Origin of the sequence: Algoriphagus sp. SE2, from assembly GCF_039563885.1 — a bacterium.
GTDB lineage: Bacteria > Bacteroidota > Bacteroidia > Cytophagales > Cyclobacteriaceae > Algoriphagus.
In genome coordinates, this window is the sequence record NZ_JBCLWJ010000006.1 from 55754 (window position 1) to 69275 (window position 13522).

Annotated in this window: 15 protein-coding genes and 1 other RNA gene; 7 read left to right on the forward strand and 9 right to left on the reverse strand. The window is 36.2% G+C overall.

From position 1 onward, the window contains the following. Positions 1-10: 10 nt before the first annotated feature. The 5 genes from AAGF08_RS09080 to AAGF08_RS09100 form a co-directional block, all read right to left on the reverse strand. Positions 11-643, reverse strand: coding sequence for a phosphoribosylanthranilate isomerase (locus tag AAGF08_RS09080; RefSeq protein ID WP_343510842.1), 633 nt, complete (start codon positions 641-643; stop codon positions 11-13). An 88-nt stretch (positions 644-731) separates the two neighbouring features. Further along, positions 732-1553 (reverse strand): indole-3-glycerol phosphate synthase TrpC, encoded by an 822-nt coding sequence (gene trpC / locus AAGF08_RS09085; RefSeq protein WP_343510843.1) that lies wholly within the window; start codon positions 1551-1553, stop codon positions 732-734. 6 nt (positions 1554-1559) lie between these two features. Continuing rightward, complete coding sequence (gene trpD, locus AAGF08_RS09090) at positions 1560-2570, reverse strand: anthranilate phosphoribosyltransferase (RefSeq protein ID WP_343510844.1); 1011 nt, start codon at positions 2568-2570, stop codon at positions 1560-1562. Positions 2571-2599: 29 nt separating this feature from the next. Then, positions 2600-3169 carry an aminodeoxychorismate/anthranilate synthase component II gene (locus tag AAGF08_RS09095; protein WP_343510845.1) on the reverse strand — a complete coding sequence of 190 codons (570 nt, stop codon included), beginning with the start codon at positions 3167-3169 and terminating at the stop codon, positions 2600-2602. Positions 3170-3183: 14 nt separating this feature from the next. Beyond that, a complete protein-coding gene (locus tag AAGF08_RS09100) occupies positions 3184-4596 on the reverse strand; it encodes an anthranilate synthase component I family protein (RefSeq protein WP_343510846.1) in 1413 nt (470 codons plus the stop codon). A gap of 243 nt (positions 4597-4839) precedes the next feature. Between AAGF08_RS09100 and AAGF08_RS09105 the strand changes: the two genes are divergently transcribed. From AAGF08_RS09105 to AAGF08_RS09135, 7 genes are all read left to right on the forward strand, one after another. Then, positions 4840-5067, forward strand: a complete 228-nt coding sequence (locus AAGF08_RS09105) for a hypothetical protein (RefSeq protein WP_343510847.1) — start codon at positions 4840-4842, stop codon at positions 5065-5067. Between the two features lie 120 nt (positions 5068-5187). Beyond that, positions 5188-5274: signal recognition particle sRNA small type (gene ffs / locus AAGF08_RS09110), an RNA gene on the forward strand. A gap of 180 nt (positions 5275-5454) precedes the next feature. After that, entirely contained in the window at positions 5455-6114 is a 660-nt protein-coding gene (gene fsa, locus AAGF08_RS09115) for a fructose-6-phosphate aldolase (protein ID WP_343510848.1), read from the forward strand. Between the two features lie 45 nt (positions 6115-6159). Continuing rightward, entirely contained in the window at positions 6160-6363 is a 204-nt protein-coding gene (locus tag AAGF08_RS09120; protein WP_296704532.1) for a fructose-6-phosphate aldolase, read from the forward strand. 2 nt (positions 6364-6365) lie between these two features. Next, positions 6366-7079 carry an ATP-binding cassette domain-containing protein gene (locus AAGF08_RS09125; protein ID WP_343510849.1) on the forward strand — a complete coding sequence of 238 codons (714 nt, stop codon included), beginning with the start codon at positions 6366-6368 and terminating at the stop codon, positions 7077-7079. A gap of 66 nt (positions 7080-7145) precedes the next feature. Then, the gene (locus AAGF08_RS09130; protein WP_343510850.1) at positions 7146-8540 is read left to right on the forward strand and encodes a S41 family peptidase; all 1395 of its coding nucleotides are present in this window, start codon (positions 7146-7148) and stop codon (positions 8538-8540) included. Between the two features lie 157 nt (positions 8541-8697). Further along, positions 8698-9927, forward strand: a complete 1230-nt coding sequence (locus AAGF08_RS09135) for a S8 family peptidase (protein WP_343510851.1) — start codon at positions 8698-8700, stop codon at positions 9925-9927. A 404-nt stretch (positions 9928-10331) separates the two neighbouring features. Here AAGF08_RS09135 and AAGF08_RS09140 read toward each other — a convergent pair whose 3' ends face one another. The 4 genes from AAGF08_RS09140 to AAGF08_RS09155 all read right to left on the reverse strand — a co-directional run bounded on the left by AAGF08_RS09140 (position 10332) and on the right by AAGF08_RS09155 (position 13429). Beyond that, entirely contained in the window at positions 10332-11039 is a 708-nt protein-coding gene (locus AAGF08_RS09140) for a tetratricopeptide repeat protein (protein WP_343510852.1), read from the reverse strand. Between the two features lie 14 nt (positions 11040-11053). Continuing rightward, positions 11054-12502 carry an HD domain-containing protein gene (locus AAGF08_RS09145; RefSeq protein WP_343510853.1) on the reverse strand — a complete coding sequence of 483 codons (1449 nt, stop codon included), beginning with the start codon at positions 12500-12502 and terminating at the stop codon, positions 11054-11056. Next, positions 12499-12987, reverse strand: a complete 489-nt coding sequence (locus AAGF08_RS09150) for a hypothetical protein (protein ID WP_343510854.1) — start codon at positions 12985-12987, stop codon at positions 12499-12501. The genes AAGF08_RS09145 and AAGF08_RS09150 overlap by 4 nt, the downstream gene beginning before the upstream one ends. 97 nt (positions 12988-13084) lie before the next feature. Continuing rightward, complete coding sequence (locus AAGF08_RS09155) at positions 13085-13429, reverse strand: DUF6249 domain-containing protein (RefSeq protein WP_343510855.1); 345 nt, start codon at positions 13427-13429, stop codon at positions 13085-13087. Positions 13430-13522: the final 93 nt, after the last annotated feature.

Here is a 13522-nt window from a genome sequence, read left to right on the forward strand (position 1 = left end):
TTGTTGGTTGTCAAGTACCACCAATTATTCTATTCTTAAAACTTTTCAGTTTTTCAATATTCTTTATTCCTGGAGCATCCTCAAATTTTGAATTTAAATCAACTCCTATCAATTGTGGCGAGCTATGAAAAAGATCTAAAACCTCTTTAGCACTTTCCTCATCCAAACCTCCACTGAGTAAAAAGCCTTTTTCGAATGGATAACTTTCTAATACCTTCCAATTGAACTTCTTTCCAGACCCTCCATAAGCAGCAGTTGCCGTATCAAAAAGAAAGTACTCAATTAACCCCAAGTAATCTGTCAATGTTTCCCAATCTATGCTTTCATCTACTGAAATAACTTTCCAGATTTTTTTATCGGTTTTTAATTTTAGTTCTTGAACATATTTAGGGCTTTCATTTCCATGCAGCTGAAGAACGGATAAATCAAATTCATCAATTTTAGCTAAAACAAAATCAATGTTTTCATTTACAAAGACTCCAACTTTTGGGACTTGGATTGACTGGATAGTTTCTGCAACATCTTCACTTACAAATCTTGGTGACTTAGAATAGAAAATTAAACCCAACCAATCAGGTTTTATCTCTTGAATCAGATTTTGGATATTCTCAGGATTTCGCATCCCACAGACTTTGATTTTCATGTCTTTATAATTTGAAAATTATAGGACACTTGGAATCTCTCGTTGTAAATGATCATCCTTAAGTGTGACTTATTAGTCAAGCTCGATTTCATCCAACGTTTACCTTTGATTCTTTGGCCAAAAGCTTCTTATACTCTTTAATGAAATTATAAGCAGCCTGTTCCGGGCGGCTGGATTTCATAAAATTTTCTCCTATCAAGAATCCATCGAATCCTGCTTTATTCAAGGTGATTAAAGTTGCAGGATCAGAAATTCCACTTTCAGAAATCTTAACAAACTCTGAAGGAATTTTATCTGCCAAATCCAATGAAGTCTGAAGAGAAACTTCAAACGTTTTTAGATTCCGGTTGTTTACTCCTACTAAATCCAGATCATCACAAAGGCTTCTTTCTAATTCATCTCCATCATGAACTTCCATTAATACCTCCAACCCAATGGTTTTAGAAAATGATGCTAATTCTTTTATTCTGTTAGGTTCTAAAGCTGCTGCAATCAGTAAAATACAATCTGCTCCAATCGATTTAGCTTCAAGAATCTGATATTCATCTACTACAAAATCCTTTCTCAAAATTGGACAAAAGTTAAACTTTCTAGCTTCTTTCAAATCTGAGTTACTTCCTCCAAAGAATTCAGTATCTGTAAGGATAGACAAAGCGGATGCACCTGCTTGCATGTATCCAATACTTACTGCCTCTACGGAAGCATTACCATTAATCCATCCTTTTGAAGGGGACTTCCTTTTAAATTCAGAAATGATCCCAGACTTTTCAGAATCAGTGACATATTTCTTCATCGATACAACATCCCCATCAAAGAAAATGCTCTTTTCAAGAAGTTTGACTGGTACTAAACTGCTCTTTTCGGCTACCTCTTTATGCTTTTGAGCAATGATTTTATCTAAAATATTCATACGATTTTAAACTAAAGAAACTGATGTTTTGGGATTGACAAGGCCCTCGAAAACTTCCAGAGCTTTTCCAGAAAGTAATACTTCTTCTGCTTTAGCAACTGCATCGGTAAATGAAAGTCCTTCATTAGCTGTAGCAAGTGCTGCTGCAGAATTTGCCAATACCACTGCATTTTGACTTTTAGAGCCTTTACCTTTTAAAATGGATTCAAAAATTTTTGCAGATTCCTGAATTGTCCTACCACCAAGGATCGAATCAGCATTTAAGGTTTGTAAACCTATATTTTCAGGATTCAAAACTCTCTCCCCATCATTTGAAATTATTTTAAATGGCCCTGTCAAAGAAATTTCATCATAGCCGTCTAAGGCATGAAGGATAGAAAATCTGCCATTCATTTCTTGGTACAAATAACCATATAGACGAGCTAATTCAAGACTGAAAACTCCTACCAGTTGTTTTTTTGGAAAACTTGGATTCACCATCGGACCTAGCATATTGAAAAAAGTTTTTACTCCCAATTCCTTTCTAATAGGAGCTACATTTTTCATAGCAGGATGAAAGAGCGGTGCATGAAGAAAACAAATCCCGACGTCGTCCAAGCTTTGACGGATTTTATCTAAATCATTCGTAAACTCATATCCGAAATAAGCAAGTAAATTTGAGGAACCACAGATGGAAGAAACACCTGTATTTCCATGCTTTGCCACATTTTGTCCTGCTCCGGCAACGATGAATGAAGAAAGAGTAGAAATGTTAAAGGTGTCTTTTCCATCACCTCCTGTACCGCACAGATCCATAGCATCATATTCTGCTATTTCCACCGGCACGCAAAGTTCTAACATTGCTTCCCTAAAACCAGAAAGTTCCTCCACAGTAATGCTTCTCATCAAATAGATTGTCATAAATGCCGCTATTTGACTTTGGTTGTAGGAGCCGCTTGCCAGATTTTTCAACACCTCTTTTGACTCAGATTGGGTAAGCGTTTTGTGCGCTATGAGGTGGTTTAAAATATCTTTCATGATGGGTTTAATTAATGTTTTTAAATTGATTAGACGCTTTCCAACCAGTTTCGAATAATTTGAACTCCATTTTCTGTGAGGATGCTCTCTGGGTGAAATTGAACACCCCTCACATCAAATGATTTATGTCTAACTCCCATAATTTGATTATCAGGAGTACGGGCTATTATCTCCAGATCAGGAGTTAGGTAGGATTCATCTATTACCCACGAGTGGTATCTACCTATATTAAATGTATCGGGAACCCCTATAAAAAGCAAGTCCGATTGAACTTTCACCTGTGACGAAACGCCATGTAACACTTCAGACAAATTCACTAGACTTCCTCCAAATGCCTCTCCAATAGCCTGATGTCCCAAGCAAACTCCTAAAATTGACTTGGTTGAACTATATTTTTTTAATAAATCAGGCATAATCCCGGCATCCTTTGGAATACCGGGACCAGGAGATAAAAGGATTTTATCATATTGATTTACATCTTCCAAACTTATTTTATCATTTCTGAAAATATCCATTTGACTGCCATAGCCAAGCTGTCTAATAATATAAACCAAGTTATAGGTGAAGGAATCGTAATTATCAAGTACTAAAATTCTCATAGCTGTATTATCAATTAAATTCCCTCTGCTGCTCTTAATGCGACTCTCAATGCTTCCAGCTTATTGGAAACCTCTTGTAATTCAGATGGGATTGAAGATTTCGCAACCACACCCGCTCCTGCTTGAAACCTCAATTGATTGTTTTCAGAAACAAAAGATCTGATCAAAATCGCATGATTGAAGTCACCATTAAATCCTAAATATCCAATTGCTCCTCCATAGAATTGTCGCGACGTATTCTCTAATTCATCGATTAATTCCATCGCCCTATATTTTGGTGCTCCTGAAAGCGTGCCCGCAGGGAACGTATCTGCCACAAGTTGTAATGGGTTCGCTCCATCTGAAAGCTCTCCGGTAACTTTAGATACCAGATGGATTACATGAGAATAATATTGAATTTCCTTAAAGACCTCCACATTGACATGTACAGAAGACCTTGACAAGTCATTTCTGGCCAAATCTACCAACATTACATGTTCAGAATTTTCCTTTGGATCGTCGTATAATTTCCTTGCTAAAACGGCATCCTCTTGATCATTTCCTGTTCTTCTAAAAGTGCCTGCTATCGGATAAATGGTAGCCTTTTTGTTTTTAACAACTATCTGGGCTTCAGGCGAGCTTCCAAAAACCTTGAAAGAACCATAATCAAAATAGAACAGATAGGGTGAAGGGTTTACTGATCTGAGCGCTCTGTAGACGTTAAATTCATCTCCTTTAAAATTTGTTTTAAATCTCCTGGATAGTACTATTTGAAAAACATCTCCTTTGTAGCAATGCTCTCTGCCTTGGTTTAATATTTTGAGAAACTCCTGATCTGTATAATTTGAGATTTCCTCTCCGAGCATTTTGAATGAATAGGCAGGAATATTTTTATTGTTGAGCAAGACCTGGATTTCATCCATATTAGAAGGCTGCTCATGTTCTTTAACCTGATGCTCGAACATATGCAACTCATTCTTGTAGTGGTCCACCACTATTATATTCTGATAAACCGAGTATTGCATCATTGGAACATCATTCGGTTTGGTGTTATTTAATTCTATATCCTCAAAATATGCTACAGTATCGTACTGAATATATCCAAAAAGTCCATTTGTACTGAATTTAAAGCCATCTCGCTCAATTGAAAACTTATTGCCAAATGCCCTAAGGCTATCGACCAACTTTTGGTCTTTACCTACTGTATATTTCTCAGTTTGACCATTTGGCAACTTTTCCTCCACCATTCCTGCATTAAATGAAAAAGTAGCTATAGGATTAAAACAGATATAAGAATAGCTATTTTCCTGGCCATGGTAGTCAGAACTTTCCAACAAAATAGGATTCACAAACCTATCTCTGATTTGTAAGTAAATGCTTACGGGCGTTATCGTATCAGCTAATCGCTTACTGTATGTTGTGGTGATTTGAAAATTTGACTTGGACATTAGTTATAAAATTTTATTCATAAAAAAAGGCTTACTGGGAAATCCAGTAAGCCTTAATATTTCGTGCAGCATTTTCAGGCACGGGCTTTCTGAGCTTTCCCTTGGAGAGAATTCAGATGCCACCACCAGTATTTTGCTGTTATCATTTTCATAAGCGTTGGGCAAATTTAGAAACGTATCTGATATGGCAAAACATCTTTTCAATATTTTACTCTTATTTTTGAAAAAAAATCAAATTATTTAATGGCAGGCGTTCTATTTAAATATTTCAAAAGAATTTTTGATGATTATCAAGTACTAGTCCAAGTCAATCCTGATGATTTCACAGGGACGGAGTTGATCATACACCCTGATGGTAAAATCGAAAAAACAATCATGGAATTTGATGATGAAATATTTGATGACTTAGAGGTAGATGAATTCAAGCCTTGTAGTCCGTTAGAATTCCAGCTACATTTATCAAAAAGCTGATTTAATCCTATTCTTACTTCTCGAAAATTAATGTACTGATAGTCAGAGCAGCGTTGTTTGTATTAGTTAAATTATAATATCAGAGATTGTAATCAATAATTTTTACCTTACCTTTGTGACCTAGCGGCACGACCAGCTCCTGCTGAATCCCCCAGGTCCGGAAGGAAGCAAGGGTAGGTGGTTGTAGCGGTGCGATGCCGCTTCTTTTTTTGCCTTTTTTTGAGAAGGCTTTTTAATTCCAGTTCCTAATCTTGATTTATCTTCTAACTTTGCTAAGGCAATTGAATCCATTAAATATGTGATTCTGCTTTTTCAATGAAATCTGGATTTTTTTGGGTTTTTCAAAAGGCAGAAAAGCATATTCACACCTATTTTAATTTATTAAACATGAAATTCTTTATCGACACAGCTAACCTGGATGAAATCAGAGAAGCGTATAATTTGGGCGTATTAGACGGAGTTACAACAAATCCATCCTTAATGGCAAAAGAAGGTATTAGCGGGGAAAGCAATGTAAGAGCACATTATAAGGAGATTTGTAATATTGTCGATGACAAAGTGAGTGCAGAGGTTATTTCTACAGATTTTGAGGGCATGATCAAGGAAGGTAAAGAACTCGCAAAAATTGATGATAAAATCGTGGTGAAAATCCCTATGATCAAGGATGGGGTAAAAGCAATCAAATATTTTCACAGCGAAGGAATCAGAACAAATTGTACACTTGTTTTCTCTGCTGGACAAGCTATTTTAGCTGCAAAGGCTGGAGCATCGTATCTTTCACCATTTATCGGAAGACTGGATGATATCTCATATGATGGTTTACAATTGATTGAACAAATTGTGCATATTTACCAAACTTATGGCTTCGAAACAGAGGTTTTAGCAGCATCAGTAAGACACTCTATGCATTTAATTAAGTGTGCTGAAATTGGAGCAGACGTAGTAACTTGTCCTCTAAAAGTAATTACAGGTTTATTAAAACATCCCTTAACAGATTCGGGCTTGGCCCAATTCCTGGCAGATCATGCTAAAGCGGCGGGAAAATAATCAGAAGAAGGCCGATTTTTATCGGTCTTTTTTTAATTTAACACTATGTACATTATCAAAGTAAAAGGCAAAGCTAAAATCCCAGATTATATTCAGATTCGAGATGAAAATTTCGTTTTGGTCGCCTATTTTAGAGCAGACAGACCATTAAAAAATATTGAAAAATTTGGATTGGAAGGCAAGGAAGAAGCTTTGGAATCGTTAATTCAGGGATTGCCTTTTGGTAAACTTCAAAAATTAGATTTATAAAAATGGATTTCAATACTGAACCAGTATTACAGGTAAGTAATGCAACAATATTCCAAGGAATTGATCCCATTTTATCTGATGTCGATTTTTCAATTGAGCAGCATGAATTCGTGTTTTTGATTGGACGAACAGGAAGTGGCAAAAGTTCTTTATTGAAGACTCTATATGCAGATTTAGAACTCAAAAGTGGAATAGTAGAAATCGCTGGTTTTGACCTAACTAAGATTAAAACTAAAGAAATACCTTTTTTAAGACGAAAAATAGGGATCGTCTTTCAGGACTTCCAGCTCTTCAACGACAGGACTGTTGCGGAAAACCTAATATTCGTCATGAAGGCGACAGGATGGAAAGATTCTTCAAAAATAAAAGCAAGGATGGCTGAAGTTCTTTTACTCGTGGGTCTAACTAATGCAGCAAGTAAAATGCCTCATCAATTATCAGGAGGTGAACAACAGCGGGTCGTAATTGCAAGAGCTTTGTTAAATGAACCATCTATTCTATTAGCTGATGAACCAACCGGGAACCTTGACCCTGATGTTGCTGATGGGATTTTTAAGCTTTTTCAAGAAATCAATAAAAAAGGGACTTCTATTCTCATGGCAACCCATAACCACGAGTTATTACGTAAGTATCCTTATAGAGTACTAAAATGTGAAAATGGCAAACTGCTAGATAGCAAAACCCATGATGTCACATTTGGATCATCTTACTATTAAATTTTAATTATACCCAAACATCCACCTCTATATTTCGTTCATAAAGAGCTTATTAAATCAACCCTTATGAGATTAACCAAATCACTTCAACTAGCTCTGCTCCTATCCTTGATGGTTTTTGGGTGGAGTTGTAAAGACAAAGAAGATACAGAACCGGTAATTGATCCAAGTTCAGAAATTGCAGTAAATAAATGGATCTTGGACGTAATGGATGAAGTCTATTATTGGTTAGATGATCTTGGGACACCCATTGCAGAAGATTCAGACCCTGAAGACTATTTTGAAGCACTACTAAACAGACCTACAGATAGATTTTCTGTAATATATCCAGATTACCAGGAGTTAATAAATAGTTTGAATGGAATAACTTTGGAAGCGGGTTATGAATTCCAACTTTACCTAGAAAGTGAGGGAAGTACAAACGTAATTGCTGAAATCTCCTACGTGAAAAAAGGAAGTCCTGCAGAAAGTGCTGGCTTAGTCAGAGGAGACATAATTACAAAAATAAATGGTACTCAGATAACGACTGAAAATTATCGTGAATTATTAGGTCAAATTGAATCTCAGCACAGCATAACTTATTTAAGCCTGAATCCGGGTACACTTGTTTTTGAGGAACAAGCACCAATAACTCTGGAAACTATTCAATTATCAGAAAATCCGAATTATATCGATTCAGTTTATTTAGTTGATGATCAAAGGATTGGGTATTTTATGTACAATTTCTTTGCCCCAGGTCCTGGAGGATCAAATTCAACCTATGATGATCAGGTAGATGAGATTTTTTCAAAATTCAAATCTTCTAACATCAATCACTTAATAATTGACTTTAGATATAATGGAGGTGGCTATGTAAGTTCAGCAACAAACCTTGCAAGTTTAATTGCCCCATCAGTTACTTCTTCTGACATCTTCTCAAAAACTAAGTACAATAATTTTCTCATGACAGAGATCCCCGAGTTGAGTGATGTGAAAACTTCCTTCAAATCAAAAACACAAAATCTAGGAAATATCCTTGAAGGAAACCGGGTCTATATATTGACCTCCTCCAGAACAGCCTCAGCCTCTGAATTGGTTATCAATGGTCTGAAACCTTACATGGATGTGTATATCATTGGTGATGTCACTTATGGAAAAAACGTGGGGTCTATTCCTTTTGAAGATGAGGAAAACGATGAAAATCCTTATGGAATTTTACCAATAGTATCTCAAAGTTTCAATAGTCTGGACCAATCAGATTATACAACGGGTTTTAAACCAAATATTACCAAAAAGGAATCATCAGAGAGATTAAGACCACTTGGTGATGTTACTGAGCTCCTTTTAAGGACAGCTATCGAACAAATCACGGGAATTCCTTCTTCTGGTAGATTTGAAACCTTGGACAGAAAAGATATCGGAGGAACACTCGACAGGAAAATCAGATCTGGACGAATGATAGAAAATCAGATAATCAAATAATTGCATTTTGGCCTCAAGAAATTGAGGCCATTTTTTTATTACTATTTTTTCTTTAAAAATAATTGGTAATTTAAAAGATTATTTAGAGATTCTAGTCCTTTAAACGAATATTATACCGTTAATAAAGGCTTTTTACCAATTAATCAACTAAACAATTATGATCAACCAAAACAAACTTTGGAGAAGACCAGTGATGTTAGCTGGACTAGCCATTGGAGCATTGGCTTTTTCCTGCCAACCACAGGAAGAAGCTCCTATTTCGTCAGATACCGTGGAATTTATTGGGTTTAAATCTGGTGACCTTATTCCAGGTAAATACATTGTGACACTGCAGCCAACTGGATTAAACTTTAGGAAGGACATGTCTTATGATGCTGTTCAAGCTTCAATGCGAAAAACAGGGTCAGAACTTTTGGCCAAGTACAGAATAAATGAAGATAACTTGGGATATGTTTATGGAAGCACCATTGAAGGTTTCTCTGTAACCCTAACAGATGAGCAAGCAGAACTTCTAGAGAAAGACCCAAGTATAAAAGCAATAGAGCCAGACCGAGTAATAGCCTTAGCTCCACCTCCTGGTAAAGGACCAGGTGGAGGAGGAGGTGGTGGCGGCACACCTTCTCAATCAACCCCATATGGAATCACAAGAGTTGGAGGCGGAGATACGTATACCGGCTCGAAAAAAGCTTACATTATTGATTCAGGAATTGACTCAAGCCATCCTGACCTTAATGTGAATGTGAATGCAGGTTTTAATGCTTTTACTTCTGGTAAAGATTCTAATTTAGGATCTGATGGAAATGGTCATGGCACTCATGTTGCAGGGACTGTTGCCGCTATCAATAATTCTATCGGTGTAGTTGGAGTTGCAGCTGGCGCGACTGTGGTTCCGGTTAAAGTTCTTAACTCCAGAGGTTCAGGATCTTATTCTGGAGTGATAGCTGGTGTTAACTTTGTTGCAGCAAATGCATCAAACGGAGATGTAGCTAATATGAGTTTGGGAGGACCAGTTTCTACCGCACTTGACGCAGCTGTTGAAGCTTTGGGAGCTAGTGGAATTAAAGTTGCATTGGCAGCTGGAAATGAATCTGATGATGCAAACAACCATTCGCCTGCAAGAGCCAATGGCCCTAATATTTATACTGTTTCAGCTATAAATAGCAATGACGTTTATGCCTCTTTTTCAAATTATGGTAACCCACCAATTGATTTTGCAGCCCCTGGAGTAGGTGTCTTATCTACGGTTCCTGGTGGATATGCTTCCTATAGCGGGACATCAATGGCTTCTCCTCATGTATGTGGTTTATTGATTTGGGGAACTCCTAGAAACGGTGGAGCTGTAATAGGAGACCCAGATGGAAATGTCGATCAAGTAGCAATTAAATAAGTACTAAAAATATAATTTAAAAGCGACTCTTTCGAGTCGCTTTTTTTTTACTCATTATCAAATTGTTAAGTTTTTAAATCTAGGTGTAAAAAGTAATTTTTGAAGGTAAATTAGAGAATAAACTATAATCGATGGAATTAGTAGCAAGTTTACTTCTGATTTTACTAATTTATTTTTTGGGATGTTTGGCTTTAATTCAAGAGGTAATTAAGCCGTATAGAACTGTTGTAAATCAAGGCCCCAATTCAAAGATTATCGTTACTAATTATTTTAAAATTATTCTGATTAGCCTATTGATATCTTTAGCTACAACGACTCTAGCTTACTTTCTATTTTTTTCTTAAGGTTATAGACAAAAAAAAGACTAGCATAAATGCCAGTCTTTTCTAAAAACACTTTCTTATTTATTGTGCCTTTTTTAAATTTTCTTTTGCTAGCTCATAATTAGAGTCAAGTTGTATTGCTTCTTCAAAAGCTGTTTTAGCTTCAGGCTTAGAACCTTGGTCCAAATAAATCATTCCCTTCAAATTCAGTGCTGCAGCTTTCATACTGACCTCCTGAGTCACATTATCTGCAGTATTAAATCCTATTTTTTCATCTGACTTGGCATTTTTAATCAGCATATTTGCCGAATTTAAAGCTTCTTCATAACGCTTCAAAGAGTATTGAATAAACCCTGATTTGTATAGACTAAAGTTGTCCCCTGTAAGTAAGTATAAACTTTCAAAATGAGGTAAAGCTCTGTCAAGAGCCCCCACTTGTTCAAGAGAATACGCTGCGATTTCTAAAGCACCTACACTTTTGTCATTGACACTCAAAACATCCATAGCTACTAAAGCTGCAGAGGTGTAAAGATTATTTTCGAAATACAAACCCGCCAATAGCTCCGGATATCTTAAATCTTCCGGGTTTCTTACCATTAGCTCATAAAGTTTTGTTCTTGCAACTAGAGGATCTGCATATCTTAAAGCAAGTTGATAAGATGCCTGATCCTGAGAATTTAAAACTCTTCTTGTTTTGGAATCCAGTCTAGGAATAGAATCCGATGTAGTTTGGGCAATAATTGGACTGGCACATAGCACCAGTAGCAGCATGAATAATACGCGCTTCATTTTTTCTATTTAATTTATTTTGATGATGATTTTGGTAGATCTTTGACAGGAAATACACCTTTAGAATTAGCGATTTCAACCATCAACTCTCTTGCCTCGTCAGGCTTGTTTTGAATTTTGCCCTCCAATATAGCTTCTTTAATTTCTTCTTTAATCTCTCCAACGATTTTTGATGGCGAAAGTCCAAATATTTCCATTATTTCCTCTCCTGAAATTGGTGGTTGGAAGTTCCTCACCTGATCTTTTTCTTCGACTTCAAGTAATTTCTTTTCTACTTTATCGAAGTTTTCGAGGTACCGTTTTACACGTTTGTTATTTTTAGATGTTACATCTGCCCTGCATAGTTTCATTAAAGAATCTATATCATCACCGGCATCAAACAATAATCTTCTTAAGGCCGAGTCGGTAACTTCATCTTTTACTAAGGCTATTGGACGTAAGTGAAGTCTAACCAATTTTTGAACAAATTTCATACGTTCGTCCATCGGCAACTTAAGCCTGCGGAAAATTCCAGGTGTCATCTTAGCACCTTTATCTTCATGCCCATGGAATGTCCACCCAACTTTAGAATTAAATCTCTTGGTAGCAGGCTTTGCTATATCATGGAGTACGGCTGCCCATCTTAACCAAAGATCATCACTCATCTGAGAAACATTATCTAAGACTTGAAGGGTATGATAAAAGTTATCCTTGTGAGTTTTATCATCAACTGAATCAACTCCTTGTAGCGCCACCATTTCAGGAAAAAATTGATGAAGTAATTTTGAAGCAAATAATAACTTAAACCCATAAGAAGGTTTTGGTACTAACAGTATTTTGTTCAATTCATCAATGATTCTTTCAGCAGATATGATTTTCAAACGTGATGCATTTTCAGTTAATGCGAAAAAGGTTTCAGCCTCAATATCGAAATCCAATTGAGCAGCAAATCTCACAGCCCGCATCATCCTCAATGGGTCATCTGAAAAGGTTATACTAGGTTCTAATGGCGTTTTTATAATTTTTCTCTTAATGTCTGCAACTCCTTCAAAGGGATCTAAGAGCTCTCCGTAGTCCTCCCTATTCAGAGAAATCGCCATTGCATTAATAGTAAAATCGCGTCTTTCTAAATCCTCTTGAAGGGAACCATCTTCCACAATTGGTTTTCTAGATTCAGATCTATAGGATTCTTTCCTTGCACCAACAAATTCAAGTTCCCAGTCTTCAAGTTTGAGCATCGCTGTCCCAAAGTTTTTAAATACCGATAAAGGGACATGGAAGTCAAAACCAGCTGCTACCTCTTTTGCTAACTCAATCCCACTTCCTACACAAGTAAAGTCAATGTCTTTAGAAATTTCCCCTCTATCCAATATCAAATCCCTGACATAGCCACCAACAACGTAGGTTTTCAAATTCAGCTTTTCTGCTGCATTTGCTACTCTTTCAAAAACTTCTTTTCCCTTTAGGTGTGATTTAAAATTCATCCTTTCAAAATTTTCACGTCTCCCTCTGCCCCTAAATACATTTCTTTAGTACCTGGACTAAATAAGGGAAATAGTAAATCTGTCTTCACATCAGCTTTAGCTTCTGTTGCGATTTTTACCAAGGTAGGTTTTGAAATCTGGAAAAGTAATTTATTCCAGTTTGGCTCGCGAATCAAAGAAAACTTCAACGTATCATTAATTAATGGACCTTCTGGAATCACCCTATTTGGTTTACTATGATAAATTGTTGGTTTCGAGGCAAACTCCACGATATCCAGAGATACTTCCGAATATTGTTCACAGATAGATCTTATTTGAAATATATCAAAGAGTAAATATATCCAATCATTTCCCATCTCTGACCGCCACTTGTCAGGGGACATTAGGGTAATTACTTTTCCATTCCCCTCTTTTATGGAGAGAATACCTTCTTTTTTGAATAATTTTAGAAAATGAGGATGATCCAATGTCTGTTTTTTTGACACAAAAATAATCAGAATATTGAGAGCAACCTTTTTAAATGGATTTAGAACAAAAAAACCTCCTTAAATAAGGAGGTTTTTTTCGCAAGTAAGCATTGGTTTAGTCTTCTTTTTTAATAAGCTTTCTATTAACAAAAATACTTGTCATTAACCCAACCCCACCAAAGATAAAGATGGAAGAGGTAAAGGCAACTTCACTTGCCATTCCACTCTGCTCTAACGAAGCTCCTACTAAAACCCCTATTCCAATACCAATAGCAAGCAATGCAAGATTCATAATACCTTCAGCAAAACTGAATTTCTTTCCTGAATTAAAGACTGTCGCATCAGCACCTTTTTCAATCAAGGCAAGTCTTTCTTTATTTCTACTTGTCAAAAACATATAAACTATTCCAAATAGCGTAGAGAAGATGATCAAGTTTACTAATACAGTAGTAGCGTCCATAATAATGTGTGTTTATGATTTTTCTTCTTTGATGCAATCCTTAGGAAGAAAGGTTACAAAAAATTATAAAAAATAATTTGTAACTTCTTTGGG

Excerpts from the sequence above, each read along its gene's own strand:
- trpD (WP_343510844.1), bottom strand. The coding sequence starts at position 2,570 with ATGAAAGATATTTTAAACCACCTCATAGCGCACAAAACGCTTACCCAA.
- AAGF08_RS09120 (WP_296704532.1), top strand. The coding sequence starts at position 6,160 with ATGTACATTATCAAAGTAAAAGGCAAAGCTAAAATCCCAGATTATATT.
- AAGF08_RS09105 (WP_343510847.1), top strand. The coding sequence starts at position 4,840 with ATGGCAGGCGTTCTATTTAAATATTTCAAAAGAATTTTTGATGATTAT.
- AAGF08_RS09140 (WP_343510852.1), bottom strand. The coding sequence starts at position 11,039 with ATGAAGCGCGTATTATTCATGCTGCTACTGGTGCTATGTGCCAGTCCA.
- AAGF08_RS09080 (WP_343510842.1), bottom strand. The coding sequence starts at position 643 with ATGAAAATCAAAGTCTGTGGGATGCGAAATCCTGAGAATATCCAAAAT.
- AAGF08_RS09155 (WP_343510855.1), bottom strand. The coding sequence starts at position 13,429 with ATGGACGCTACTACTGTATTAGTAAACTTGATCATCTTCTCTACGCTA.
- AAGF08_RS09130 (WP_343510850.1), top strand. The coding sequence starts at position 7,146 with ATGAGATTAACCAAATCACTTCAACTAGCTCTGCTCCTATCCTTGATG.
- trpC (WP_343510843.1), bottom strand. The coding sequence starts at position 1,553 with ATGAATATTTTAGATAAAATCATTGCTCAAAAGCATAAAGAGGTAGCC.
- AAGF08_RS09145 (WP_343510853.1), bottom strand. The coding sequence starts at position 12,502 with ATGAATTTTAAATCACACCTAAAGGGAAAAGAAGTTTTTGAAAGAGTA.
- AAGF08_RS09135 (WP_343510851.1), top strand. The coding sequence starts at position 8,698 with ATGATCAACCAAAACAAACTTTGGAGAAGACCAGTGATGTTAGCTGGA.
- AAGF08_RS09100 (WP_343510846.1), bottom strand. The coding sequence starts at position 4,596 with ATGTCCAAGTCAAATTTTCAAATCACCACAACATACAGTAAGCGATTA.
- AAGF08_RS09125 (WP_343510849.1), top strand. The coding sequence starts at position 6,366 with ATGGATTTCAATACTGAACCAGTATTACAGGTAAGTAATGCAACAATA.
- AAGF08_RS09095 (WP_343510845.1), bottom strand. The coding sequence starts at position 3,169 with ATGAGAATTTTAGTACTTGATAATTACGATTCCTTCACCTATAACTTG.
- fsa (WP_343510848.1), top strand. The coding sequence starts at position 5,455 with ATGAAATTCTTTATCGACACAGCTAACCTGGATGAAATCAGAGAAGCG.